Annotated in this window: 22 protein-coding genes; 12 read left to right on the top strand and 10 right to left on the bottom strand. The window is 59.2% G+C overall.

Going from position 1 to position 21,872, the window contains the following annotated elements:
* Positions 1-19 precede the first annotated feature (19 nt).
* Positions 20-1,024: an inositol 2-dehydrogenase gene (gene iolG / locus ACTD9P_RS18635; protein ID WP_438868854.1), complete on the top strand. Its 1,005-nt coding sequence runs from the start codon at positions 20-22 to the stop codon at positions 1,022-1,024.
* A 150-nt stretch (positions 1,025-1,174) separates the two neighbouring features.
* On the opposite strand, the gene ACTD9P_RS18630 is transcribed toward iolG, so the two are convergent.
* Together ACTD9P_RS18630 and ACTD9P_RS18625 are read right to left on the bottom strand one after the other, a co-directional pair.
* Positions 1,175-1,930, bottom strand: coding sequence for a M12 family metallopeptidase (locus tag ACTD9P_RS18630; RefSeq protein WP_438868853.1), 756 nt, complete (start codon positions 1,928-1,930; stop codon positions 1,175-1,177).
* Between the two features lie 160 nt (positions 1,931-2,090).
* Positions 2,091-3,302 carry an MFS transporter gene (locus tag ACTD9P_RS18625; protein ID WP_438868852.1) on the bottom strand — a complete coding sequence of 404 codons (1,212 nt, stop codon included), beginning with the start codon at positions 3,300-3,302 and terminating at the stop codon, positions 2,091-2,093.
* A gap of 97 nt (positions 3,303-3,399) precedes the next feature.
* Here ACTD9P_RS18625 and ACTD9P_RS18620 point away from each other — a divergent pair, with 97 nt between their 5' ends.
* Complete coding sequence (locus tag ACTD9P_RS18620; RefSeq protein ID WP_065931628.1) at positions 3,400-4,221, top strand: AraC family transcriptional regulator; 822 nt, start codon at positions 3,400-3,402, stop codon at positions 4,219-4,221.
* 5 nt (positions 4,222-4,226) lie between these two features.
* On the opposite strand, the gene ACTD9P_RS18615 is transcribed toward ACTD9P_RS18620, so the two are convergent.
* The gene (locus ACTD9P_RS18615) at positions 4,227-4,733 is read right to left on the bottom strand and encodes a GAF domain-containing protein (RefSeq protein ID WP_438868851.1); all 507 of its coding nucleotides are present in this window, start codon (positions 4,731-4,733) and stop codon (positions 4,227-4,229) included.
* A gap of 52 nt (positions 4,734-4,785) precedes the next feature.
* Positions 4,786-6,288 (bottom strand): glycine betaine/L-proline transporter ProP, encoded by a 1,503-nt coding sequence (gene proP / locus ACTD9P_RS18610; RefSeq protein ID WP_438868850.1) that lies wholly within the window; start codon positions 6,286-6,288, stop codon positions 4,786-4,788.
* A gap of 153 nt (positions 6,289-6,441) precedes the next feature.
* On the opposite strand from proP, the gene ACTD9P_RS18605 reads away from it, so the two are divergent.
* Both ACTD9P_RS18605 and ACTD9P_RS18600 read left to right on the top strand, forming a co-directional pair.
* On the top strand, positions 6,442-6,972 hold the full coding sequence (locus ACTD9P_RS18605) for a GNAT family N-acetyltransferase (RefSeq protein ID WP_438868849.1): 531 nt from the start codon (positions 6,442-6,444) through the stop codon (positions 6,970-6,972).
* Between the two features lie 143 nt (positions 6,973-7,115).
* Complete coding sequence (locus ACTD9P_RS18600; RefSeq protein WP_438868848.1) at positions 7,116-8,519, top strand: MFS transporter; 1,404 nt, start codon at positions 7,116-7,118, stop codon at positions 8,517-8,519.
* Positions 8,520-8,655: 136 nt separating this feature from the next.
* On the opposite strand, the gene ACTD9P_RS18595 is transcribed toward ACTD9P_RS18600, so the two are convergent.
* From ACTD9P_RS18595 to ACTD9P_RS18585, 3 genes are all read right to left on the bottom strand, one after another.
* A complete protein-coding gene (locus ACTD9P_RS18595) occupies positions 8,656-9,948 on the bottom strand; it encodes a PQQ-dependent sugar dehydrogenase (protein WP_438868847.1) in 1,293 nt (430 codons plus the stop codon).
* Positions 9,945-10,370: a DUF2231 domain-containing protein gene (locus tag ACTD9P_RS18590; protein WP_438868846.1), complete on the bottom strand. Its 426-nt coding sequence runs from the start codon at positions 10,368-10,370 to the stop codon at positions 9,945-9,947. Before ACTD9P_RS18590 ends, ACTD9P_RS18595 begins: the two co-directional genes overlap by 4 nt.
* 125 nt (positions 10,371-10,495) lie before the next feature.
* A complete protein-coding gene (locus ACTD9P_RS18585; protein ID WP_438868874.1) occupies positions 10,496-11,008 on the bottom strand; it encodes a GNAT family N-acetyltransferase in 513 nt (170 codons plus the stop codon).
* A 200-nt stretch (positions 11,009-11,208) separates the two neighbouring features.
* On the opposite strand from ACTD9P_RS18585, the gene ACTD9P_RS18580 reads away from it, so the two are divergent.
* From ACTD9P_RS18580 to ACTD9P_RS18555, 6 genes are all read left to right on the top strand, one after another.
* Positions 11,209-11,973 (top strand): nucleotidyltransferase domain-containing protein, encoded by a 765-nt coding sequence (locus ACTD9P_RS18580; protein WP_438868845.1) that lies wholly within the window; start codon positions 11,209-11,211, stop codon positions 11,971-11,973.
* Positions 11,974-12,017: 44 nt separating this feature from the next.
* Positions 12,018-12,920, top strand: a complete 903-nt coding sequence (locus ACTD9P_RS18575; protein WP_438868844.1) for a LysR family transcriptional regulator — start codon at positions 12,018-12,020, stop codon at positions 12,918-12,920.
* A 79-nt stretch (positions 12,921-12,999) separates the two neighbouring features.
* The gene (locus ACTD9P_RS18570; RefSeq protein WP_438868843.1) at positions 13,000-13,800 is read left to right on the top strand and encodes an alpha/beta fold hydrolase; all 801 of its coding nucleotides are present in this window, start codon (positions 13,000-13,002) and stop codon (positions 13,798-13,800) included.
* Between the two features lie 518 nt (positions 13,801-14,318).
* The gene (locus tag ACTD9P_RS18565) at positions 14,319-14,765 is read left to right on the top strand and encodes an HIT family protein (RefSeq protein ID WP_438868842.1); all 447 of its coding nucleotides are present in this window, start codon (positions 14,319-14,321) and stop codon (positions 14,763-14,765) included.
* Positions 14,762-15,193, top strand: a complete 432-nt coding sequence (locus tag ACTD9P_RS18560) for a bleomycin resistance protein (protein ID WP_438868841.1) — start codon at positions 14,762-14,764, stop codon at positions 15,191-15,193. Before ACTD9P_RS18565 ends, ACTD9P_RS18560 begins: the two co-directional genes overlap by 4 nt.
* Positions 15,186-15,635 (top strand): NUDIX hydrolase, encoded by a 450-nt coding sequence (locus ACTD9P_RS18555; RefSeq protein ID WP_438868840.1) that lies wholly within the window; start codon positions 15,186-15,188, stop codon positions 15,633-15,635. Before ACTD9P_RS18560 ends, ACTD9P_RS18555 begins: the two co-directional genes overlap by 8 nt.
* On the opposite strand, the gene ACTD9P_RS18550 is transcribed toward ACTD9P_RS18555, so the two are convergent.
* The 3 genes from ACTD9P_RS18550 to ACTD9P_RS18540 all read right to left on the bottom strand — a co-directional run bounded on the left by ACTD9P_RS18550 (position 15,632) and on the right by ACTD9P_RS18540 (position 18,711).
* Positions 15,632-16,192: a cysteine hydrolase family protein gene (locus ACTD9P_RS18550; protein WP_438868839.1), complete on the bottom strand. Its 561-nt coding sequence runs from the start codon at positions 16,190-16,192 to the stop codon at positions 15,632-15,634. The two genes, ACTD9P_RS18555 and ACTD9P_RS18550, sit on opposite strands and share 4 nt — an antisense overlap.
* Positions 16,193-16,505: 313 nt before the next feature.
* On the bottom strand, positions 16,506-17,795 hold the full coding sequence (locus ACTD9P_RS18545; protein ID WP_438868838.1) for an NAD(P)/FAD-dependent oxidoreductase: 1,290 nt from the start codon (positions 17,793-17,795) through the stop codon (positions 16,506-16,508).
* A 283-nt stretch (positions 17,796-18,078) separates the two neighbouring features.
* Positions 18,079-18,711, bottom strand: a complete 633-nt coding sequence (locus tag ACTD9P_RS18540) for a TetR/AcrR family transcriptional regulator (RefSeq protein WP_438868837.1) — start codon at positions 18,709-18,711, stop codon at positions 18,079-18,081.
* A gap of 111 nt (positions 18,712-18,822) precedes the next feature.
* Here ACTD9P_RS18540 and ACTD9P_RS18535 point away from each other — a divergent pair, with 111 nt between their 5' ends.
* A complete protein-coding gene (locus ACTD9P_RS18535; protein ID WP_438868836.1) occupies positions 18,823-19,479 on the top strand; it encodes an O-methyltransferase in 657 nt (218 codons plus the stop codon).
* A 131-nt stretch (positions 19,480-19,610) separates the two neighbouring features.
* Positions 19,611-21,809 carry an OsmC domain/YcaO domain-containing protein gene (locus ACTD9P_RS18530; protein ID WP_438868835.1) on the top strand — a complete coding sequence of 733 codons (2,199 nt, stop codon included), beginning with the start codon at positions 19,611-19,613 and terminating at the stop codon, positions 21,807-21,809.
* Positions 21,810-21,872 lie beyond the last annotated feature (63 nt).

Genomic DNA, 21,872 nt, shown 5'->3' with positions numbered 1-21,872 from the left:
CAACGCCAGGAGTTCGACCATGCTACGTATTGCCGTTTTAGGTGCCGGGCGCATCGCCAAAATCCACGCCGCCAACGTCGCCGCTCACCCCAACGCCACGCTGGTGCTGGTGGCCGACCCCTGGCGCGAAGGTGTCGACGCGCTCAGCACACAATTGGGCTGCGAAGCGGCCTATGACTGCGCCGCCGTGCTTGCCCGCCAAGACATTGATGCCGTGGTGATCGGCACACCCACCGACACCCATATCGACCTGCTGCTGGCAGCGGTGGCCGCAGGCAAGGCGGTGCTGTGCGAAAAGCCCATCGACCTGGATATCGCCAAGGCCCGCAGCGCCGCCCAAGCCGTCGAACGCCTGGGCGGCAAGGTGATGCTCGGTTTCAACCGGCGTTTTGACCCCGACATGCTGCGTCTGCGCCAAGCGCTGGACGCCGGCCAGATCGGCGCCGTGCGCCAGGTGATCATCACCAGCCGCGACCCCGGCCTGGCCCCGCGCGACTACCTGGAACACTCCGGTGGCATCCTGCGCGACATGACCATCCACGACTTCGACACCGCTCGCCACCTGCTCGGCGAGGAGCCGGTGGAAGTCAGTGCGTTCGCCAGCCGCCTGGTGGACCCCAGCCTGGCCGACATCGACGACTACGACAGTGTGATGGTGTTGCTGCGCACCGCTTCCGGCAAGCAATGCCACATCAACTGCTGCCGCCAGGCGGTGTATGGCTATGACCAGCGCGTGGAAGTGTCCGGCGCCACGGGCGTGTTGCTCACCGACAACCACCGGCCCAGCACATTGCGCCATTGGAGCGCCGATCACACCGAAGCACTGGAGCCGTTGCAGCACTTTTTCCTCGAGCGTTACGCGGATGCTTATCGCAATGAGCTGACGCAGTTTATTGACGCGCTGAACGCTGGCCGAGAGCTACCGACCAGCGTGCGTGATGGGTTGTATGCGTTGCATCTGGCGGATTGTGCGTTGGCGTCGGTGAAAACCGGTAGAAGTGTGGCGGTCAGTTACGACCTTTAGTGGTACGGGCGGGCGTCGATACAACGCGTCTGGCGAGTGCCGCGACGCCCGCAATGCTTGAATTTTACGCGAGAAAGCCGGTACCTCAGAAGTGAGGCTGCTGTATGTTTCGATGAATGTGTCAGCCAGTCAATCGGCGCGCCTTAAACTTCATCGTGGTCGCCGCACAGGCACAGCCCCAGGTTTGGGGCGTGGATAAATGGATTGTAGAAGGGCTTTATCGGCGTTAGAAAGATTAAAGTTGTAGCCAGTTGACTGCTGCTTCCAGAGTATCAGCCTGCTCAGGTTGTAATGCATGATGGACTTCTGATCATAATCTGAGGCTATGATGTCCGCAGGGTTCAGCTTTTGAAGGATTTGCTCATAAACGTCTATTTTATCAAGGTTAAACTGTTGCATATAAAGTTTGTATATCTTGGGCAGGTTGAATTCCAGTGTTCTGTCCGGATGTTTATGTTCGTGACGCAATCCCAAAGCGTGACCGAACTCATGAAGAATATTCATTTTAAATATGTCTTCGGTGTTTTGAGGGTCCAAATGCATAGTCGGCTCATTGGCGGGCACTGTTAATGCACCCGTCCCTACCACAGACCAGTCACCCGCTATAGCTGCGCTGGTCGATATGCGAATATCGCCTTGGGTACCCTCTACGAAGTTGAGCTTCAAATTAATCAGGTGTGCGTAATTTTTCTCAATGTGTTTTTGTATGAGCGCTCTATGGGCGGGAGAAGTGTCCATGAAGGCAATAGTAATGGTCGAGTTTTGTGGCCATAAACGATATTTGTCAGCGATCCCGCGTTTAGTTCTGATGGCAATCGGCGCGTCAGCCACCTCATTGTTCGTCGGAGGACTATCCGAATTAATCGAATACAGGGAGTGATTTATCGCAGGTGGGGAAATAATCATTCGTTATCCTCATCAGACTAAAAAAAACAGGCACTACCCAGTTGCTTTAAGTCAGTGGCTTTAGCGATGATTAAGTTCCAATTGCAGGTAGGACGGTTCTGTATTTTTATGTAAAAAGCCGCCTGGGCTTTGTAGGCTCAAGGCGGCTAATAGATACGCTTTAAACGCCTTTGGTCGAAGGCAGCAATATCGTGAGGATGCCCGCCAGTGGCAGGAACGAGCAGATCTTGTACACGTACTCAATGCCGTGGTTGTCAGCGAGCAGGCCCAGCAATGCGGCGCCAATGCCGCTGAAGCCGAACATCAGGCCGAAGAAGATACCGGCGATCATGCCCACGTTACCCGGCACCAGTTCCTGGGCGAAGACCACGATGGCCGAGAAGGCCGACGCGATGATAAAGCCGATGACCACGCTGAGCACGGCGGTCCAGAACAGGTCGACGTAGGGCAGGGCCAGGGTGAAGGGCGCCGCGCCGAGGATCGAGAACCAGATGACTTTCTTGCGCCCGATCTTGTCGCCAATCGGGCCACCGGCGAAGGTGCCCACGGCCACCGCGCCAAGGAACAGGAACAGGTACATCTGCGAACTGGCCACCGACAGCTGGAACTTCTCGATCAGGTAGAAGGTGAAGTAGCTGGTCAGGCTGGTCATGTAGAAGTATTTGGAGAACACCAGCAGCGCCAGCACCACCAGGGCAAAGGTCACGCGGCCTTTGGACAAACCGTGGGTGGCCTTGCCGCCTTGCTTGAGCTTGAACAGGTTGAGGTGGTTGCGGTACCAGCGGCTCAGGCCGTACAGCACCAGGATCGCAAACACGGCAAACAGCCCGAACCAGGCGATATGGCTCTGGCCGTAAGGAATGATGATCGCCGCCGCCAGCAACGGGCCGAAGGCGCTGCCGGTGTTGCCGCCGACCTGGAAGGTCGATTGCGCCAGGCCATAACGACCGCCGGAGGCCAGGCGCGCGACGCGCGAGGTTTCCGGGTGGAAGGTTGATGAGCCAACGCCCACCATGGCCGCTGCCAGCAAAATCGCCGGGAAGGTGCCGACAAACGCCAGCATCAGAATGCCGATCAAGGTGCATACCATGCCGGCCGGCAACAGCCAGGGCTTGGGGTGGCGGTCGGTGTGGTAGCCGATCCAGGGCTGCAGCAACGAGGCGGTCAGTTGGAAGGTCAGGGTGATCAGGCCCACCTGGGTGAAGCTCAGCCCGTAGTTGGCCTTGAGCATCGGGTAGATCGAGGGCAGCACGGCCTGGATCAGGTCGTTGATCAGGTGGGCCAGGGCGCAGGCGCCGAGGACGCGCATAACCAAAGGGCTCACTTGGGGTGTAGTGGTTGCAGCGGCGGGTGACGCGGTAACGGTCGTCATGCAGGCATTCCATACAGGGCAGCAAACTGAGGTGGCGAGTACTTGAGCTCGTCACCCATTTCTAATTGTTTCAGCGGTTATGCTAAATTCGGTGCCAATGCCTGTCTCACGAAATTCGGGAGGCAACTGTCGCAAAAAGGGCGAAATGATCAAACCACTGAATGAATTTTTGCAGGAAATCGACGCAGGCGACTGGGCTGTGATCAGTTCCGCCACCGATTATCCCGAAAACTGGGTGATCCCCGAGCACAGCCACGAAAAGCACCAGTTACTCTACGCCATCGAGGGCGTGATGGTTGTGCACTCGGCGCACAACCAGTGGACGGTGCCGTCCAACCGTGGCTTCTGGATGCCATGCGGGCAAGTCCACTCGTTGCGGTGTGTAGGCCCGTTGAAAATGCGCAGTGTGTTTGTACGCCCCGATGCGTTCCCGAACCTGCCGACCGAGACCAAGGCGGTGAGCGTTTCACCGTTGCTGAGTGAGTTGATCAAGGCGTCGGTGAGTTTGAAGCCGCCGTATGCCGAGGACTCACGCGATGCGCGGATCATGCACCTGATCCTTGATGAACTGGCGATTCTGCCGGCCTTGCCGCTGTCGTTGCCGCAACCGGGCGACCCGCGTATCAACCGAATTTGCCTGGCGCTGCAGCAGGATCCTGGGGATGCGTCGACGGTGGAGGATTGGAGTGGGCGGCTTGAGCTGGACCAGAAAACCATCCAGCGTCTGTTTCGCAAGGAAACCGGCTTGACCTTCGGCCAATGGCGCCAGCAAGCGCGGTTGCTGCTGGCGCTGGAGCGGATTGCGGTGGGGCAGAAGATTATCGATGTCGCCATCGAACTGGGGTACGAGAGCCCGAGCGCCTTTACCAGTATGTTCAAGAAACAGTTTGGCAAGACGCCGAGTCAGTTTTTCAGGTAGAGCGGTTACTGTCCTGTCGCCGTCAGGTTAGCGAAAAAAATACAGCCAATAAGCCGCGCAAACAGGCTCAACGTTTCCGGCAGGTTAGGGTCTTCAAACAGCATCGCCCTCGAATCCAGTGCGCACAATGCGCCGAACAGGCGGCCATCGGGCAGGAAGATCGGTGCACCGGCGTAGCTTTCGATGGCGAACTGCTTGACCACCGGGCGCGCGGCGAAGCGGCCGTTGTGGCTGATCTGCGGGATGAACAGGGTCTGCGGGTTGATGCAGAATTCGCTGCACAAGGTGGTTTCGAGGTCGAGTACATCGTCGACGTGAATGCCCATGTCGGCGGTGTCATGCACCGAGCAGACGACCCACTCAAGGTCTGTGAATTTGGCGATGCCGGCAAAGCGCATGCCGGTCAGGCGGGTAACCAGTTGCAGGATGCTGGTGGTGGCTTCTATTTCGGCGATGGCAGCGCGCTCATCGGCGCTGAGTAGCGAATGTGCTGCGGTAACGCTTGGAACCATGCTCAGGCACTCCAAAGGCATGGCGGCAGAGGCCGCCATGCCAGGTCAGTAGTCAGTTGATGCGTGGGTGCTGTTGCACCAGGTTCTGACGCTTGGCTTCGAGTTCGGCAATCTGAGTGTCGATGTCTTCGATCTTCTGCTCAATATTGTCGTGGTGCTCTTGCAGTATTTCCTTGGCTTCGGCCATGTCCGAGGCCGCAGGCGCGGCGCCGCGCAAAGGTTTGTTGGCGGTTTCTTTCATGGTCAGGCCGGTGATCAGGCCGACCACGGCAAATACCATCAGGTAGTAGGCGGGCATGTACAGGTCGTTGGTGCTTTCCACCAGCCAGGCCACGGCGGTAGGAGTGACACCGGCGATCAGTACCGAGACGTTAAAGGCACTGGCCAGTGCGCTGTAGCGCAGGTGCGTGGGGAACATCGCCGGCAGGGTCGAGGCCATTACGCCGATAAAGAAGTTGAGGATCACCGCCAGGATCAGCAGGCCGGCGAAGATCAGGCCGATCTTGCCGCTGGTGATCAGCATGAACGCCGGAATGGACAGGAACAGCAGGCCTATACTGCCGGCGATGATGAAGGGTTTGCGGCCGATCTTATCGCTGACAAAGCCAATAAATGGTTGCACGAACAGCATGCCGACCATGATCGCGATGATGATCAGCACACCGCTGTTTTCTTTGTAGTGCAGGTTATGCGACAGGTAACTGGGCATATAGGTGAGCAGCATGTAGTAGGTCACGTTGGTAGCGGCGACGATACCGATGCAGGTCAGCAGGCTGCGCCAGTGCTGGGTCGCGACTTCCTTGAACGAGACTTTGGGGCCGTGGGTCAGGCCCTGGCGGTCGCCTTGTTCGAGCTTGTCCATGTGCTGCTGGAAGGCCGGGGTTTCTTCCAGCGCGTGACGCAGGTACAGGCCGATGATGCCCAGTGGCAGGGCGAGGAAGAACGGCAGGCGCCAGCCCCAGGCCTCGAAGTCAGCTTCACCGAGGATCGTCGAGATCAGCACCACGACGCCGGCACCGAGCACAAAACCGGCAATGGAGCCGAAGTCCAGCCAGCTGCCGAGGAACCCGCGTTTACGGTCCGGCGCGTATTCGGCTACAAAGATCGAGGCGCCGGTGTATTCACCGCCCACCGAGAAGCCCTGGGCCATTTTGCACAACAGCAGCAGGATCGGCGCCCAGATGCCTATGGAGGCGTAGCCGGGGATCAGGCCGATGGCGAAGGTGCTCAGGGACATGATCACGATGGTGGCGGCCAACACTTTCTGCCGCCCGTATTTGTCGCCCAGGGCACCGAAGAACAGGCCGCCCAGCGGGCGAATCAGGAAGGGTACGGAGAAGGTTCCCAAGGCAGCGATCATTTGTACGCTGGGCGAGGCGTCGGGGAAGAACACCTTGCCGAGCACATAGGCGACAAACCCGTAGACGCCAAAGTCGAACCACTCCATGGCGTTACCCAGCGCGGCGGCGGTGATCGCCTTGCGCACCTTGGTATCGTCGACGATGGTAATGTCTTTCAAACCGATGGGTTTGACGCTTTTCTTACGTAATTTCATGCGGGGCACTCTAAATCTGAACAGGGGAGGTGCCATCGTTGCGATGGCACCGCTCTGTCACTTCAGATACAAGCCGACATGAAATAATTCACCGCTATTTGCGTTTTTTTGCCGATGCGTTGAACTTCATGACATCAACAAGGAATTATGCGCATGCCTGACGTCCCCTCACGCCTGATCTACCGCAAGCCAGAAGCCCATGATGTGCAGCGATTGTTCGCGATCTTCGGTGACCCGCAGACAAACCTGTTCAATCCCGCCGGGCCGATGGCCGGGCTGGAGCACGCCCAGCGCGTGCTCGACCACTGGCTGGAGCAATGGGCCACCCAGGGTTATGGCTGGTGGGCGATTGCCCGTAAGGAGCAGCCCGAGCACCTCATCGGCTTTGGCGGCATCGCGCCGCTTAACTACCTGACCGAGCGTCGCATCAACCTGGGTTATCGCTTCGCCGTGGAGGCGTGGGGGCAGGGCTATGCCACTGAGCTGGGGCGGGATGCGCTAATACTGGCCTTCCAAACACTGAATTTGCCCGAGGTTTTCGGCCTGGTGCGACCCGATCATACGGCTTCGATTCGTGTGCTGGAAAAGCTCGGCATGCAACCCTTCGGCCTGCTCGACGATGTACCGGGCAAAGCGCCTAGCCGGGTGTTTAGCATCCGTCGTCCTACAACTGCTTTGCGCTGATTGTTTACACGCCCGTGTAATACCTGAATAAACGGCAATCTTTCAGATTGACACCGCCAAAGCGCCCGGCTATAAAAGTCGCAGTTGTACGACGACATATGACGTTACATATGTCCTATCTAACAAAAATAAAAAGTGATGCCATGAATTTGAATGAGCCCATCAACGCCCACCGCGTCGGCCAGGCCGTCGGCAACTATCGCTGGACCATCTGCGCGATGTTGTTCTTTGCCACCACCGTCAATTACCTCGACCGCCAGGTGCTCAGCCTCTTGGCGCCGCAACTGTCGACGCAATTTGGCTGGAGCAACACCGACTACGCCAACATCGCTGCGGTGTTCCAGTTCGTTTATGCGATTGCGATGCTGTTTGCCGGGCGTTTCGTCGACAAGATCGGCACCAAGGCTGCTTATGTGGTGGCGATTGGCATCTGGTCCTCCGGCGCGATCATGCACGCCTTCTCGGTGCCGATGGGCGCGGGGATTGCCTCGCTCAGTGCCGCCATCGGCCTGGCGGTAATCCCGGTGTCGATTGCGGGCTTTATGCTCTCCCGCGCCGTACTGGCGATTGGCGAGGCGGGTAACTTCCCCATCGCGATCAAGGCCACCGCCGAATATTTCCCGAAAAAAGAACGCTCCCTGGCCACCGGTATTTTCAACTCCGGCGCTAACGTGGGTGCGATCCTGGCACCCATCTGCGTACCGCTGATTGCCGGGATGTGGGGCTGGGAAGCCGCCTTTATCGTGATCGGCATGCTCGGGTTTGTGTGGGTGGCGGTGTGGTCGATGCTCTATGAGAAACCGGAGCAGCAAAAGCGCTTGTCCGCCGAAGAACTGGCCTACATCCGCAGTGACCAGACCGTACAGCCTTTCGCGCCTGAGCCTGTAGGGGCGACGCCGAAAAAAGTCTCGTGGTTCAAGCTGCTGACCTACCGCCAGACCTGGGCTTTCGCTTTCGGCAAGTTCATGACCGACGGCGTGTGGTGGTTCTTTCTGTTCTGGCTGCCCACTTACCTGTCGGCGCAATACAACATGAAAGGCGCGGATATCGTGATGCCGTTGGCCGTGCTGTACAGCATGACCATGGTTGGCAGTATCGGCGGCGGCTGGTTCCCCAGCTACTTTATGGCGCGCGGTGATGCCCCGTATGACGGCCGCATGAAAGCCATGCTGGTGATCGCGCTGTTCCCACTGGTGGTGTTGCTGGCGCAACCGTTCGGTTACCTGAGCTTCTGGGTGCCGGTGTTGTTGATCGGCGTGGGCGCCTCGGCGCACCAGGCGTGGTCGTGCAATATTTTCACCACGGTGTCGGATATGTTCCCGCAAAAAACCGTGGCGTCGGTGGTCGGCATCGGCGGCATGGCGGGCGGCCTGGGCGGTGTGGTGATGACCAAGATCGGTGGCTGGGTGTTCGACTACTACAAGTCGATCAACGACATTCACACCGGCTACATGATCATGTTTGCGATCTGTGCCCTGGCCTACCTGGTGGCGTGGAGCGTGATGAAAGCACTGGTGCCGCGCCATAAGGAAATCACGGATTTGTAAAACTATCCTCTGTGGCGAGGGAGCTTGCTCCCGTTGGACTGCGTAGCAGTCCCATGCTCTTGAAACAAAGAGCAGGGGCCGCTTCGCAGCCCAGCGGGAGCAAGCTCCCTCGCCACAGTGAAAAGATTAAATGGCGTTATTTATTGCGCGTCACCCGCCAAACGGTGTTCGCCAGGTCGTCAGCAATGATCAGCGCACCTTTCGGGTCCACCGTCACGCCCACCGGGCGGCCACGGGTCTTGCCGTCATCGCCGCGAAAGCCAGTGGCGAAATCAATCGGTTCGCCCGCCGGCTTGCCGTTGCTGAACGGCACAAAGATCACCTTGTAGCCCACCGGGTTGTCGCGGTTCCAGCTACCGTGTTCGCCTACAAACACGCCGTCGGCAAATTGTTCACCCATGGCCGGAATCGAGAAATCCACGCCGAGTGCTGCAACATGGGAGCCCAGGCTGTAATCCGGCTTGATCGCGGCCGCGACTTTCATCGGGTTCTGCGGTTGCGCGCGCGGGTCGACGTTCTGGCCCCAGTAGCTGTAGGGCCAGCCGTAAAAGGCGCCTTCGCGCACCGAGGTGAGGTAGTCCGGCACCAGGTCGGGGCCGAGCTCATCGCGTTCGTTGACCACCGTCCACAATTGCCCGGAGCCTGGCTGAATGGTCAGCGCGGTCGGGTTGCGCAGGCCGGTGGCGTAGGGCTTGTGCGCGCCGCTGGCCGCATCGATCTGCCAGACCATGGCGCGGTCGATCTCCACTTCCATGCCGCGCTCGGTGATGTTGCTGTTGGAGCCGATGCCCACATAGAGCAGGCGCCCGTCTTCGCTGATGGCCAGGGATTTGGTCCAGTGATGGTTGATCTGCGCCGGCAGGTCGGTGATTTTGGTGGGCGGGCCGCTGGCTTTGGTTTGGCCGTCGGCATAGTCGAAGCGTACCAGCGCATCCTGGTTGGCCACGTACAGCTTGCCGTCGGCGAAAGCCAGCCCATAGGGCGCGTTGAGGTTGTCGGCAAACACGGTCTTGAGCTCGTAGTTGCCATCACCGTCGGCATCGCGCAGCAACGTGATGCGGTTACCGCTCTTGACCTTGGTGTTGCCCTGGGCCTTGATCACGCTGGCGATCACGTCCTTGGGCTTGAGCTTGGCCGCACTGCCGCCACGGCCTTCGGCAACGAGGATATCGCCATTGGGCAGCACCAGCGTCTGGCGAGGAATGGCCAGGTCGGTGGCAATGGCCGTGACGCTGTAGCCTTGCGGCACTGTGGGTTTTTGCTCGCCCCAGGCTGTCGGCTCGGCAATCTTCATGCTCGGCAGCAGGCTGCTTTGTTGCTCGGGGAGTTTGGGGTCGGGACCGCGTGCCTGGGTCTTGTCGCCGGCGTCGCCGCACGCGCTCAGCAACAGCGCCGCGCTCAGTAAGGTCAGCGTATGGAGTGGGTTCATTTGGCAGCTCCCGAGCGCAGGTTGGTCAGGCCGATCCAGGTGGCAACGATCGCCAGGACGGTCACGACCGCCGACAGCACCAGGCCCACAGGCATCATGGCGTAGGCGTCCTTGGCATGCTGGAACGCATTCACCAACCCGAGTACCCAGGTGATCAGCAACAGCAGGAAGTACGCGGCGGGGCGCCCGGCTTTATGCTCGGCACGCACCAGGTTGACCAGCGCAAACAACAGCGCAAAGCCACAAAACACCAAGGCTCCGGCGATCAGCCAGGACGCGAAGTTGGCCCATTGGATCTGATAGGTCTGGCCATAGGCGATATCACTGAGCAAGGCTCCGAGAAACAGCGGCACGGTGCCGGCCAACAGGGTCGAGTGCAGCGGGCCAGGCCTGACGAGTGGGTAGGCGGGAAGGGTGGTCATGGGGTCGCGGCTCCTTGTTTATCCAACGCCCCGGGGCGGGGCAACGCATAGGGAAGGAGCGTAGAGCCTGGCGGATAGTTCAGCGTAATTCGTGTCGAAATATTATTTCAGGGTTTGACCGAGCTTTAACGGGTCCACACATAAGGCACCTCTTCCAGCGTCACGCCACCGCGCACCAGCGTGCGACGGCTACCGGGTTCTTCAGTGCCGCCAAAGCTCGTATAGAAACGAATGGCTCTTTGGTTCGCGGCTAAAACCCATAAAGAAATGCGTGTATAACCCTGGTCACCCAAACGTTGGAAACCGGCCTGCCATAATTGCGCGCCGATGCCATGGCCCCAATAGTCGGCCAGCACGTAGATAGCCATGACCTCTCCGGCTGTGGCCTCGGGCGTGTCGGCATCACGGCAAGGGCCCAGCGACAGCCAGCCGATAACGTTGCCATTCACTTCGGCGACTAACGTGTCAGCCTGTTTGCTTTCAATTGAACGCGCCCAGTGAGCCTCTTTCTGCGGCAAGCTTGTGGTCAGCGAGGCTAGAAAATCCGCCGGCATCAGGTCCACATAAGCCTGTTGCCAACTGCGCACATGCACGTGGGCGATGTGCTTGGCGTCCTTGAGCATTGCATCACGAATCATAACCATCCCTTGCAGGTAATTTGTCGAAACCAGGGTGCCCATTCACTGTTACAGGATAGGTTCTCATTATGCGCAGGCCTGAAAACTGGCATGCTTCAAGGCCTGACAAAAGGAACCGTGTCCATGCCAACCCTGCAATTTCCAGGCTGCAAGATCCCGTTGAGGGAAGCCCAAAGCCCCTTGTTTGAGGTGCATCACCCATGAGTACCCTGACCGGTGTAGATGCTCAGGGCTATGTGCTGACGCTGGGCGATGCCGCGTTCCAGCCTGAGTTTGAGCCGCTGCTGGCGGATGTCTGTGCCAGCCTCTCCCAGTCGGGGCTGGACAGCATTTATGTGTATGGCAGTGTCGCCAGGGGCGAAGCAAGCCCTGGCGAATCGGACCTGGACCTTAGCCTGATTCTGCTCGAGCCGCCCGATGCACAGGTGTTGGCGCACCTGGAAACGCTACGCCAGGCGCTGGAGCAACGCCACCCGGAGGTCACCAGGATTGACTTCGATATCGGCCACCGCGCTGAAGTACTGGCGCCCGAAAACGTAAATAAATGGGGCTTCTGGCTCAAGCATCATTGCCGTTGTCTGTGGGGCGAGGATCTCTCGCTGCGCTTCGCACGGTTGCAGCCCTCGCGTGAAATCGCCCTGGCGTTGAATGGTGATTTTGAACAGGTACTGAGCGGCTATCTCACGCGCATCGAGAAGGCCGGCACGCCACTCGAACGCCTTCGCCTGCAGCGCGAGGCTGCGCGCAAGCTGATTCGAGCCACTAACACCTTGCGCGCCGACAACGCGGCAAGCTGGCCACACACGCTCGAAGAGCACGTTGCAGCCTTTATCCAGCAGCAGCCGATGATGCGCATCCAGGTCGCGTACTTCCTGTTTGAGGCGCGCAACCCGAGTGCCGAGGGCGAGGCTTTTACCACGCGATTACGCGCCTTTATCGACTGGATGGTTTCACAGCAGGCATAGATAGGTATATTGGCGTTCAACCTCACTTTACATACGCCGAACCTATGATCAACTTCCGCCTGATTCGCCACCTCTGGCTGTTCCTGGCTGTCGCCGAAGAACAGAACTTCGGCCGCGCCGCCAAACGCCTGGGCATGTCGCAGCCGCCCTTGAGCGAGCAGATCCAGGTGTTGGAACAGGCGCTCAAGGTCAGGCTGTTCGAGCGCTCGCGGCGCGGTGCCAAGCTCACGCCAGTGGGCGCGGCGATCCTGCCGGCGGTGCGCAAGTTCGCCGAGCAGTTGGAGCGTCTGGAGCTGGCGGTAGAAGAAGCGGTGGCGGGGCAGTCGGGCATGCTCACCATCGGCGCGATTTCCACCGCGATGTTTGATGTGCTGCCGGGCCTGATCAACCAGCTCAAGCAGCAATACCCGCACCTCACCGTGTCGGTGCGCGAGATTGACAGTGTCGAAGCCGTACCGGCGCTGGAGGCTGGCGATATCGACCTGGCCTTTGCGCGGCTGGACGGCGACCTGGGCCCGGCGATCCAGTCGTTGCCGTTGCGCGAGGACCGCCTGATGGTGGCCTTGGCCTGCGATCATGCGCTGGCGGCGCGCACCCGTATCAGCCTGTCGAGCCTGGCCAGCGAGCCGCTGGTGATGTTTTCGCGCAAGGTCAGCCCGGTGTATTTCGACAACCTGATTGCCACCTGCCGCGCCAACGGGTTTTCACCGCGAGTACTGCATGAAGTGCGCTCGGTGGCTTCGCAAATTGCCTTTGTCAGCTGTGGCCAGGGCATCGCGCTGGTTCCGGCGTCGTTGAAAAAGCTGGCGCCGGACAATGTGGTGCTGCGCGCACTCACGCAAAAGCTCAATGTGGTCACCACCGCCGTGGCCTGGAACAGCGAACGGCCCAACCCGTTGGTGACCGAGTTGGTCGCGCAGTTTCAGGCTCATACGATTGGCGTATGAATGCGTTCCGCTATCGGTCATTTACACGCAGCGGCAAACCCCGGAAATTGGCGGCCTGTTTGTCCAAGGAAACTGCACCATGTCGTTCGTTCACACCTGCGTACCGCTGACGGTAGACGGCGTTGCGCTGAACATCGCCGCCCTGCACCGTAGCGGCGAGGGCGCGCCCATCCTGTTCCTGCACGGGTTTGGTTCGACCAAGGAAGACTACGCCGATATCGTCCTGCACCCGGCCTTTGACGGGCGCGCCTTTGTCGCCTACGACGCGCCCGGTTGCGGTGAAAGCCAGTGCGACGATCTGTCCCAAATCAGTATTGCCTTGCTGCTGGAGACGGCCTTGCGGGTGCTGGAGCATTTCGATATTCAGCGCTTCCATTTGGTCGGCCACTCCATGGGCGGGCTGACCGCACTGATGCTGGCGCACCGCTTTGCGGATCGCGTGCTGAGCTTTATCGACATTGAAGGCAATATCGCCCCCGAAGACTGCTTCCTGAGCCGGCAAATCGTCGACTTCCCGGCAGAGGATCCCGAGGCGTTTTTCAGTGCATTCATCGAACGCGCGCGCCACGCACCGGCGTATGCCAGTGCGCTGTATGCGGCGAGCCTGCGCCACAAAGTGCGCGCCGGTGCGGTACGCGGCATCTTCCAGTCGATGGTCGAGCTGTCTGACCACGCCGACCTGATGGGCAAGTTTCTCGGCCTGCCGTGCCCGAAGATGTTCATGTATGGCGAGCAAAACGCCTCACTGTCGTACCTGCCCCATATCCAGGCCCACGGTGTGCGCCTGGCGCCTATTGCCCGGTGCGGGCATTTTCCAATGTATTCCAACCCGGTCGCGATGTGGCAACAGATCGCGGAATTTCATAGCACTGTGCTCTAGGCAGTAACAACGCCAGCCGAAACCATCAGGCAGGTCACCAAGGATTCCTATCGTACGTGCTTCACATAATTCGGGATTGTTTTGTACTCCTAGGTAATGGTGGCCGAGTGCTTGGCAGGATTCATCGTCACCTTTGAGATCTAAACAGTGTTTCCCTCTTTCTGAGCAATCGTTTGGCTTTATCACGCGCGGATTGATCGGTTCCATCCGTATCCAGGACATCGATAATAAAATCGGTCGTTGTTCAAACTCCTCTATACCTTGGGCAAGTCGAAGCAACAGGCCTGACTGGATCGTTGCATTGGGTATGGAAAAATTGAATTGTCAAAACTCACAGGTATTTAGTTTGTTTTGGCATGTTGCTCTTCGTCCTGATAACCAGGCGGAAGTTCCGCGCTCTTATTGGGCGTTCCAAGACTTGAAACGCCCACCAACCTACTCGGCAGGTTGAAAGTGTTGAGCCCCGCAGTGTTATCACAGTTAAGATGCCATCGGTATTTTCTCATTAAGGACAATGCATGCCACTGATCACGGAACGCGTAGCGCTGGCCCGCAACGGTGCCAACGATAAGGTCATTTGCCGCATGGCCTCGGGCTGGGCGGTGATGGGCGATGTGCAGTTTTTGCCGGGTTACTGCCTGTTGCTGCCCGACCCGGTGGTTGCCAGCCTCAATGATCTGGACGCCGAGGCACGCGCAACCTACCTGCTCGATATGGCCCGCCTTGGCGATGCAGTGCTGGCGGCCACCGACGCGGTGCGCGTGAACTACGAGATTCTGGGCAATTCGGAGCCGGAGTTGCACTGCCATATTTTCCCGCGTTATGCCTCGGAGCCGGAGGACAAACGCAGGATGCCGGTGTGGTTCTACGACTGGAAAAACGCGCCCCCTTACGCTGAACAGCAGCACGGTGAGTTGCGCAACACGATCGCGCAGCTACTCAACTCCGCAATGGAAGCAGGATGATGCAAAGAAATAATCTGGTCCCGGAATTGATGGTGACCGACTTGAACCAGAGCCTTGATTTCTGGGTAGGTTGGCTGGGGTTCGAGGTGACTTATCAACGCCTGGAAGACGGCTTTGCGTATCTCGACCAGGACGGCGCTCAGGTGATGCTTGAGCAAGTCGACCCACTCGCCAATCAATGGCTCACGGGTGCGTTGGAACGGCCATTTGGACGTGGCATGAACCTGCAGATAGATGTCGCGGCGGCGCTCCCGGTTATTCAACGGCTGGAGAGGGCAGCGTATCCCGTGTTCAAGGCCAGCAAGGACGTGTGGTACCGGGCGGGCGAAGTCGAGGTCGGGCAGCGTGAGTTTCTGGTACAGGACCCGGATGGTTATCTGGTGAGACTGGTAGAGCGGCTTGGCGAAAGGGCGCTGGCCGATGCGTGAGCGCAAAGCCGCACGCCTGTTGGTGATCAGCCCGGCGCGAACAGTGCTGCTGTTCCGCTTCGTCCACAAGGACGGCGCACTGGCCGGCAGGAACTACTGGGCGACGCCCGGCGGTGGTGTTGAAGCCGGGGAAACCTTTCACACCGCTGCGATCCGTGAGCTGCGCGAAGAGACCGGCATTGTGGTCAGTGACGTGCCAGCGCCGGTAGCAGACCGCAGGTTTGAACTGATGCTGCCCAGTGGTGAAACGGTGTTGGCCATTGAGCAGTACTTTGTTGTACAGGCGCAAAACGAGCACCTTTCACGAGACGAATGGACTGCGCAAGAAAGCCAGGTCATGGCGGATCACCATTGGTGGTCCATGGACGAACTGCGATCGACTGCAGACACGGTATGGCCAGAAGGGCTTATCGACATGCTCAAACAGGCAGGCGTTTTTTAAAGCATGGCCAGGATATCGACAGTACCTGTGACCCTGGCGTAATCCATCGCCAGGTTGCTCAGCGACAGTGCGTGCACATCCTCGGCAGGCCAGAGGCGGCCTGACAAGTCGGTTTGATCAAAGGTGTAGCAGGCATCCGCCGCCACGGTGACCTCAAAACCCAGGTTGCCGCCGGAGCGCGCCGTAGACTCGACAGAGTTATTGGTGATCACCCCAACGATCACCATTTGCCGGATCCCGCGCCCATGCAACCAGCGCTCCAGGCCGGTGGCGGCGAACGCGTCCGGGACGTTTTTTTCCACCACATGCTCATGCTTGAGCGGTGCCAGTGCCGGCTGGAACTCACAGCCCGGTTGGCCCGGCCAAAACACCGAGCCTTCGCTGCGGGACATATGCCGTACATGCACCACGGGGCGCTCGGATTGTCGCCATGCACGCAGCAGGTGCCGTATCTGCACCTCGGCATCGGGGTTGTTGCGTCGCCCCAGCTTGGGGTTATTCATGCCTTGCTGCATGTCGATGATCAACAATGCGGCGTTTGTGGCTAGCGGTTCCATGGCATATTCCTTGGCTTGGGCAGGGGCGAAACATAGCAGCGATTGGGTGTGCTTCAACAGTGCTGTTGTTCAGTTGCCCGCCCTTCAATGCACACTGATCCAAGGTGGGAGCTGCTCTTCAGTGCATGCAAATCCGCAGCCGACCTCATTTTCAAAGCTGCATGCGGTCAACTGTGGGAGCGGGCTTGCTCGCGAAGGCTGCGTGTCAGTCGATACATTAATTAACTGGCCCATCGCTTTCGCGAGCAAGCCCGCTCCCACATTAGAATCATTTTACACTCGATGAATCTTGATCCTGTGCATAGACCACCGGTCAGCGCAGCTTTTCGAGCATCTGGTAGTACCACATCCCGACCGCCAGCATCGGGTTGCCGAACACATCGCCGAGCGGCACCTTGATGTGCTTGCACCCGGCGAAGGTGTCGAACTTCGCCAGCGTGCCGGTCAGCGCTTCGGCCATGATTTCGCCCATGATATGGCTGGTGGCGATACCATGCCCGGAGTAGCCCTGGCAGTACCAGACGTTGTCCGAAAGTTTGCCCAACTGCGGGATGCGATTCATCACGATGCCCATGGCGCAGCTCCACTGGAACTCGATATCCACGCCTCTGAGCGCCGGGAAGGTGCGCTCGATACAGGGCCGCAGTTCGGCGGCGATGTTGCGTGAATCGCGCCCGGAATAGTTGGCGCCGCCACCAAACAATAGCCGACCATCGCCGGTGAGGCGGTAGTAGTCGAGTACAAAACGGCAGTCGTACACCGCCAGGTCCTGCGGGTTGATCTGATGCGCCAGTTCGCCCAGCGGTGCGGTGGTGACGATGCCGCCCATGGCCGGGAAGATCTTGCCCTTGAGCTGTTTGGGTTCGAGCTTGTGGTACACATCGCCGGCCAGCAGCACCTGGTGCGCGTCGATGCGGCCTTGGGCGGTGATCACCGCCGGGCGCTCGCCATGCACGATTTCCAGCACTTCGCAATTTTCGAAAATCAGCGCGCCCAAGCTATGTGCGGCACGCGCTTCGCCCAGGCACAGGTTCAGCGGGTGCAGGTGCAGGTTGCGGGTGTTTTTAAGGGCGCCCAGGTACAGCGCGCTGTCCAAGTGCTGACGCACACCAGCCTGGTCGAGCAGGCTGACCTGGTCGCCCATGCCGCGCCGCTGTGCTTCGTCGTGAAAGGCGCGCAGTTCGGTCATGTGCGAGGGTTTCATCGCGGCATGCAGATGGCCGTGCTTGAGGTCGCAGTCAATCGCGTATTTTTTCACGCGTTGCTCGATGATTGCGTGCCCACGCCAGCGCAAGTGCCAGATGAAATCATCCACCTCATCGCCCAGGCGTTTGCGCATCTGTTCGCGCATGGCCTCGTCGCCCGACAGGCTGCCGGTGACTTGCCCGCCATTGCGCCCGCTGGCGCCCCAACCGATGCGGTGGGTCTCGACAATCGCCACCTTGAGCCCGCGTTCAGCGAGCTCCACGGCGCTGGCAACGCCGGTGAAACCGCCGCCGATGATCACCACGTCTACGCTGACCTGGCCTTGCAAGGTCGGGTACCGGGTGGCGTCGTTGAGGCTGGCGGTGTAGTACGAAGGGCTGCGCAAAGCTGCGGTCATGGGGTGATCCTTCTGATAAATGAATGCCGGTAAGGCGTATTCGACGTGGATCAGAAGGGTGCATCAGGTGGGCGTGCATGGCGGCAATGCCACAGCGCCCAGAAGGCCAGGATGTGATTGAACAGCGGATTTTCGCAGGAACGCGTCTGCACCTTCGCGAAGGAGGGGAGCAGGGCACGGCGGATCAAACGCAGGTGCGAAATCATGGTCGCCGATGCTCCCATCGTGCGTGGGTGCATTCAATCGCCGTTTGTGAACCTTCAGGTATGGCTTTGTTAAACAATCAGGGCCGATTGAGTGTATTCACATAAGCGCTGAACATAGCGGCCATGCCATCGGCATACATCTCGATCTCGGCGGCGGTGCGCGGGCTCATGGAGAAGTCCTTGCCCACGCAACCCAGCGTGCTGCGGATCAGGTCGCACGCCAGTGCGCGGGTTGCGTCGGGCACCTCGGGCAGTAACTCATGCATGAATGTCTCAAAGGCTTGCTGGCCGGCCGCGCGCACGTGTTCCGCTTCCGGCGCGTCGCGGTACAGCGGTGCCGCGTCGTGGAGCGCTCCGCGCATCAGCGCCTCCTCGCACTCGGAATGGATAAATGCATGCACCAAAGTACGCAGGCGGGTCAGCGGCGCTATGGCGGTTTTTTCGAGGATGTCGCGCAGCATCTGGGTGGTCTGCTGCCATTCATCACTTTGCAACCGAAACAGGATCGCCGCCTTGTTGGGGAAGTATTGATACACCGAGCCGACACTCACGCCGGCCTTTTCCGCGACCCGCGCGGTGGTGAAGCGCGTGGCGCCTTCCTTGGCCAAAACCTGAATAGCGGCTTCGAGAATCGCCGCCACCAGCTCGGTGGAGCGTGCCTGCTGTGGCTGTTTGCGCGAGGCAATACGGGCAGTCTGGCGAGTGGTCATTTGGGGCTCCGAGCGCTGGGCGAACGCGAATAGCGAAGGCGAGAAATCAATCGCATACTTTTAATGCGACGAATTAGTCGCATCTTAGTCCCCACCCAACGGAAATCAATCATGACCACCCTGACTACCGCGCCTCTTGCAGCCTTGATCGAACGCCTCTACAAGCAAGCCGATGCGGCGATCAGCCCGCTCATCGACACTGTGTCGCCGCAGGAACGCAACCGGCTGATGCACAGCAAAACCGAATACCTGGAGCTTTACACGATGCTCAAGGACTTGTGGCTGCCCGTTTCGCGTGACACCGGCAACCTGCTCTACCTGCTGGCCCGCAGCAGCCATGCAAAAGCCATTGTTGAGTTCGGCACCTCGTTTGGGTTGTCCACCCTGTTCCTGGCTGCCGCACTGCGCGACAACGGCGGCGGTGTGTTGATCGGCAGCGAATTCGAACCGTCGAAGATCGCGCTGGCGCGCGAGCATTTCATCCAAGGCGGCGTCAGCGACTTGATCGAAGTGCGTGAAGGTGATGCGCTGGTTTCACTGGCTCAAAACCTGCCGCAATCGGTCGACCTGCTGCTGCTCGATGGCGCCAAGTCGCTGTATGGTGACGTGTTGAACCTGGTAGAGAAGCACCTGCGGCCGGGCGCGTTGGTGGTGGCCGACAATACCAACTACTGCCCTGAATACCTTGCGCATGTGCGCGAACCTGGAAACGGCTACCTGTCGGTACCGTTTGCCGATGACATCGAACTGTCGATTCGCCTCGGCTGAGGATTGGTTCAACGAACGGTGGCCGGCCGTTAGCACCGATCGGCAGCCGATTCGCAAAACCCTGAGACTTCCCGGCGAAAATCTTCATAATGGCGGCCAATTTGTTTAGCTCGTTATTCTGGTGTGCCCGCATGGAAATTAAGGTCAACTTTCTCGACAACCTTCGGCTTGAAGCCAAGTTCGATGACTTCACGGTGATTGCCGACCAGCCGATTCGCTACAAAGGCGACGGTTCGGCCCCGGGTCCGTTCGATTACTTCCTGGCTTCGTCGGCGTTGTGCGCGGCGTACTTTGTGAAGCTGTACTGCGCAACACGCAATATTCCAACCGAGAATATTCGCCTGTCGCAGAACAACATTGTTGATCCGGAAAACCGCTACAACCAGATCTTCAAGATCCAGGTGGAGTTGCCGGCGGACATCTCCGACAAGGACCGCCAGGGCATCCTGCGTTCCATCGACCGCTGCACGGTAAAGAAAGTGGTGCAGGCCGGGCCGGAATTTGTCATCGAAGAAGTCGAAAACCTCGACGCGGATGCCCAGGCATTGTTGATGCCCAATTCCACCTCCGAGGCGGGCACCTATATCGCCGGCAAGGACCTGCCGCTGGAGCAGACCATCGCCAACATGTCCGGCATTCTCGCCGGCCTGGGCATGAAGATAGAAATCGCCTCGTGGCGCAATATCGTGCCCAACGTGTGGTCGTTGCATATCCGCGATGCACACTCGCCGATGTGTTTCACCAACGGCAAGGGCGCGACCAAGGAAGGCGCATTGGCGTCGGCGTTGGGCGAGTTTATCGAGCGGCTCAATTGCAACTTTTTCTACAACGACCAGTTCTGGGGTGAGGAGCTGGCTAACGCGGCGTTCGTGCATTACCCGGATGAGCGCTGGTTCCAGCCTGGGCCCAAGGATGAGCTGCCGAGTGAAATCCTCGACGCCTACTGCCTGAAGGTCTACAACCGCGAGGGCGAGCTGCGTGGCTCGCACTTGTTCGACACCAATTCGGGCAATGAAGAACGTGGGATTGTATCGCTGCCGTTTGTGCGCCAGTCCGACGGTGAAGTGGTGTATTTTCCGTCCAACCTGATCGAAAATCTTTACCTCAGCAACGGTATGAGCGCAGGCAATACCTTGGCTGAAGCCCAGGTGCAGTGCCTGTCGGAGATTTTCGAGCGTGCGGTGAAGCGCGAAATCATCGAAGGCGAGTTCGCCTTGCCGGATGTGCCCGCAGAAGTGTTGGCCAAATACCCCGGCATTGTCGCGGGGATCGAAGGCCTGGAAGCCCAGGGCTTCCCGGTGCTGGTCAAGGACGCGTCGCTGGGCGGCGAGTTCCCGGTGATGTGCGTCACCCTGATGAACCCGCGTACCGGCGGTGTATTCGCCTCGTTCGGCGCGCACCCGAGTATGGAAGTGGCACTGGAACGCAGCCTCACCGAACTGCTCCAGGGCCGCAGTTTTGAAGGCTTGAATGACCTGCCGCAGCCAACTTTTGAAGGCCAGGCGGTGACCGAGCCAAACAACTTTGTCGAGCACTTTATTGATTCGAGCGGCGTGGTGTCGTGGCGCTTCTTCAGTGCACAGTCGGACTATGAGTTTGTCGAGTGGGACTTCTCGGGCGAGGGTGAAAACTCCAACGCCGAAGAAGCCGCTACCCTGTTCGGTATTCTCGAAGGCATGGGCAAAGAGTCTTACATGGCGGTGTACGAACACCTCGGCGCCACGGCTTGCCGGATCCTGGTGCCGGACTACTCGGAAATCTACCCGGTGGACGACCTGATCTGGGACAACACCAATAAGGCACTGTTTTTCCGCGCCGATATCCTCAACCTGCACAGCCTTGACGAGGAGGCGTTGCAAGCGTTGGTCGAGCGTTTGATCGAAAGCGAGCTGGACGATTACACCGACATCACCACCTTGATCGGCATTGAGTTCGACGACAACACGGCCTGGGGCCAGTTGACCATCCTGGAGCTGAAACTGCTGATCTTCCTGGCCTTGCAGCAATATGAGGAGGCCAAGGAGTGCGTGGAGATGTTCCTGCAATACAACGACAACACCGCTGAACGCGGCCTGTTCTACCAGGCGATGAATGCGGTGTTGGAGATGCAGTTGGACGACGACCTGGAGCTTGCCGATTACGAGGCCAACTTCCGCCGGATGTTCGGTAACGAGCGGATGGATGCGGTGATTGGTTCGGTGGGCGGCAGCGTGCGGTTTTATGGCCTGACGCCGACCAGCATGAAGCTCGAAGGCCTGGATCGGCATTTGCGCTTGATTGAGAGCTATAAAAAACTGCACTCAGCGCGGGCCAGCGTCACCTCGGCCTGACACAAAACCCCTGTGGGAGCGGGCTTGCTCGCGAATGCGGTGGCTCAGTCAATAAATCTGGCG

This window comes from Pseudomonas onubensis, assembly GCF_965653655.1.
GTDB lineage: Bacteria > Pseudomonadota > Gammaproteobacteria > Pseudomonadales > Pseudomonadaceae > Aquipseudomonas.
Note: the sequence above shows the minus strand (reverse complement) of the source record. Positions and strands in the feature narration are given on the sequence as shown.

Excerpts from the sequence above, each read along its gene's own strand:
- iolG (WP_438868854.1), top strand. The coding sequence starts at position 20 with ATGCTACGTATTGCCGTTTTAGGTGCCGGGCGCATCGCCAAAATCCAC.
- ACTD9P_RS18630 (WP_438868853.1), bottom strand. The coding sequence starts at position 1,930 with ATGATTATTTCCCCACCTGCGATAAATCACTCCCTGTATTCGATTAAT.
- ACTD9P_RS18625 (WP_438868852.1), bottom strand. The coding sequence starts at position 3,302 with ATGACGACCGTTACCGCGTCACCCGCCGCTGCAACCACTACACCCCAA.
- ACTD9P_RS18620 (WP_065931628.1), top strand. The coding sequence starts at position 3,400 with ATGCCTGTCTCACGAAATTCGGGAGGCAACTGTCGCAAAAAGGGCGAA.
- ACTD9P_RS18615 (WP_438868851.1), bottom strand. The coding sequence starts at position 4,733 with ATGGTTCCAAGCGTTACCGCAGCACATTCGCTACTCAGCGCCGATGAG.
- proP (WP_438868850.1), bottom strand. The coding sequence starts at position 6,288 with ATGAAATTACGTAAGAAAAGCGTCAAACCCATCGGTTTGAAAGACATT.
- ACTD9P_RS18605 (WP_438868849.1), top strand. The coding sequence starts at position 6,442 with ATGCCTGACGTCCCCTCACGCCTGATCTACCGCAAGCCAGAAGCCCAT.
- ACTD9P_RS18600 (WP_438868848.1), top strand. The coding sequence starts at position 7,116 with ATGAATTTGAATGAGCCCATCAACGCCCACCGCGTCGGCCAGGCCGTC.
- ACTD9P_RS18595 (WP_438868847.1), bottom strand. The coding sequence starts at position 9,948 with ATGAACCCACTCCATACGCTGACCTTACTGAGCGCGGCGCTGTTGCTG.
- ACTD9P_RS18590 (WP_438868846.1), bottom strand. The coding sequence starts at position 10,370 with ATGACCACCCTTCCCGCCTACCCACTCGTCAGGCCTGGCCCGCTGCAC.
- ACTD9P_RS18585 (WP_438868874.1), bottom strand. The coding sequence starts at position 11,008 with ATGATTCGTGATGCAATGCTCAAGGACGCCAAGCACATCGCCCACGTG.
- ACTD9P_RS18580 (WP_438868845.1), top strand. The coding sequence starts at position 11,209 with ATGAGTACCCTGACCGGTGTAGATGCTCAGGGCTATGTGCTGACGCTG.
- ACTD9P_RS18575 (WP_438868844.1), top strand. The coding sequence starts at position 12,018 with ATGATCAACTTCCGCCTGATTCGCCACCTCTGGCTGTTCCTGGCTGTC.
- ACTD9P_RS18570 (WP_438868843.1), top strand. The coding sequence starts at position 13,000 with ATGTCGTTCGTTCACACCTGCGTACCGCTGACGGTAGACGGCGTTGCG.
- ACTD9P_RS18565 (WP_438868842.1), top strand. The coding sequence starts at position 14,319 with ATGCCACTGATCACGGAACGCGTAGCGCTGGCCCGCAACGGTGCCAAC.
- ACTD9P_RS18560 (WP_438868841.1), top strand. The coding sequence starts at position 14,762 with ATGATGCAAAGAAATAATCTGGTCCCGGAATTGATGGTGACCGACTTG.
- ACTD9P_RS18555 (WP_438868840.1), top strand. The coding sequence starts at position 15,186 with ATGCGTGAGCGCAAAGCCGCACGCCTGTTGGTGATCAGCCCGGCGCGA.
- ACTD9P_RS18550 (WP_438868839.1), bottom strand. The coding sequence starts at position 16,192 with ATGGAACCGCTAGCCACAAACGCCGCATTGTTGATCATCGACATGCAG.
- ACTD9P_RS18545 (WP_438868838.1), bottom strand. The coding sequence starts at position 17,795 with ATGACCGCAGCTTTGCGCAGCCCTTCGTACTACACCGCCAGCCTCAAC.
- ACTD9P_RS18540 (WP_438868837.1), bottom strand. The coding sequence starts at position 18,711 with ATGACCACTCGCCAGACTGCCCGTATTGCCTCGCGCAAACAGCCACAG.
- ACTD9P_RS18535 (WP_438868836.1), top strand. The coding sequence starts at position 18,823 with ATGACCACCCTGACTACCGCGCCTCTTGCAGCCTTGATCGAACGCCTC.
- ACTD9P_RS18530 (WP_438868835.1), top strand. The coding sequence starts at position 19,611 with ATGGAAATTAAGGTCAACTTTCTCGACAACCTTCGGCTTGAAGCCAAG.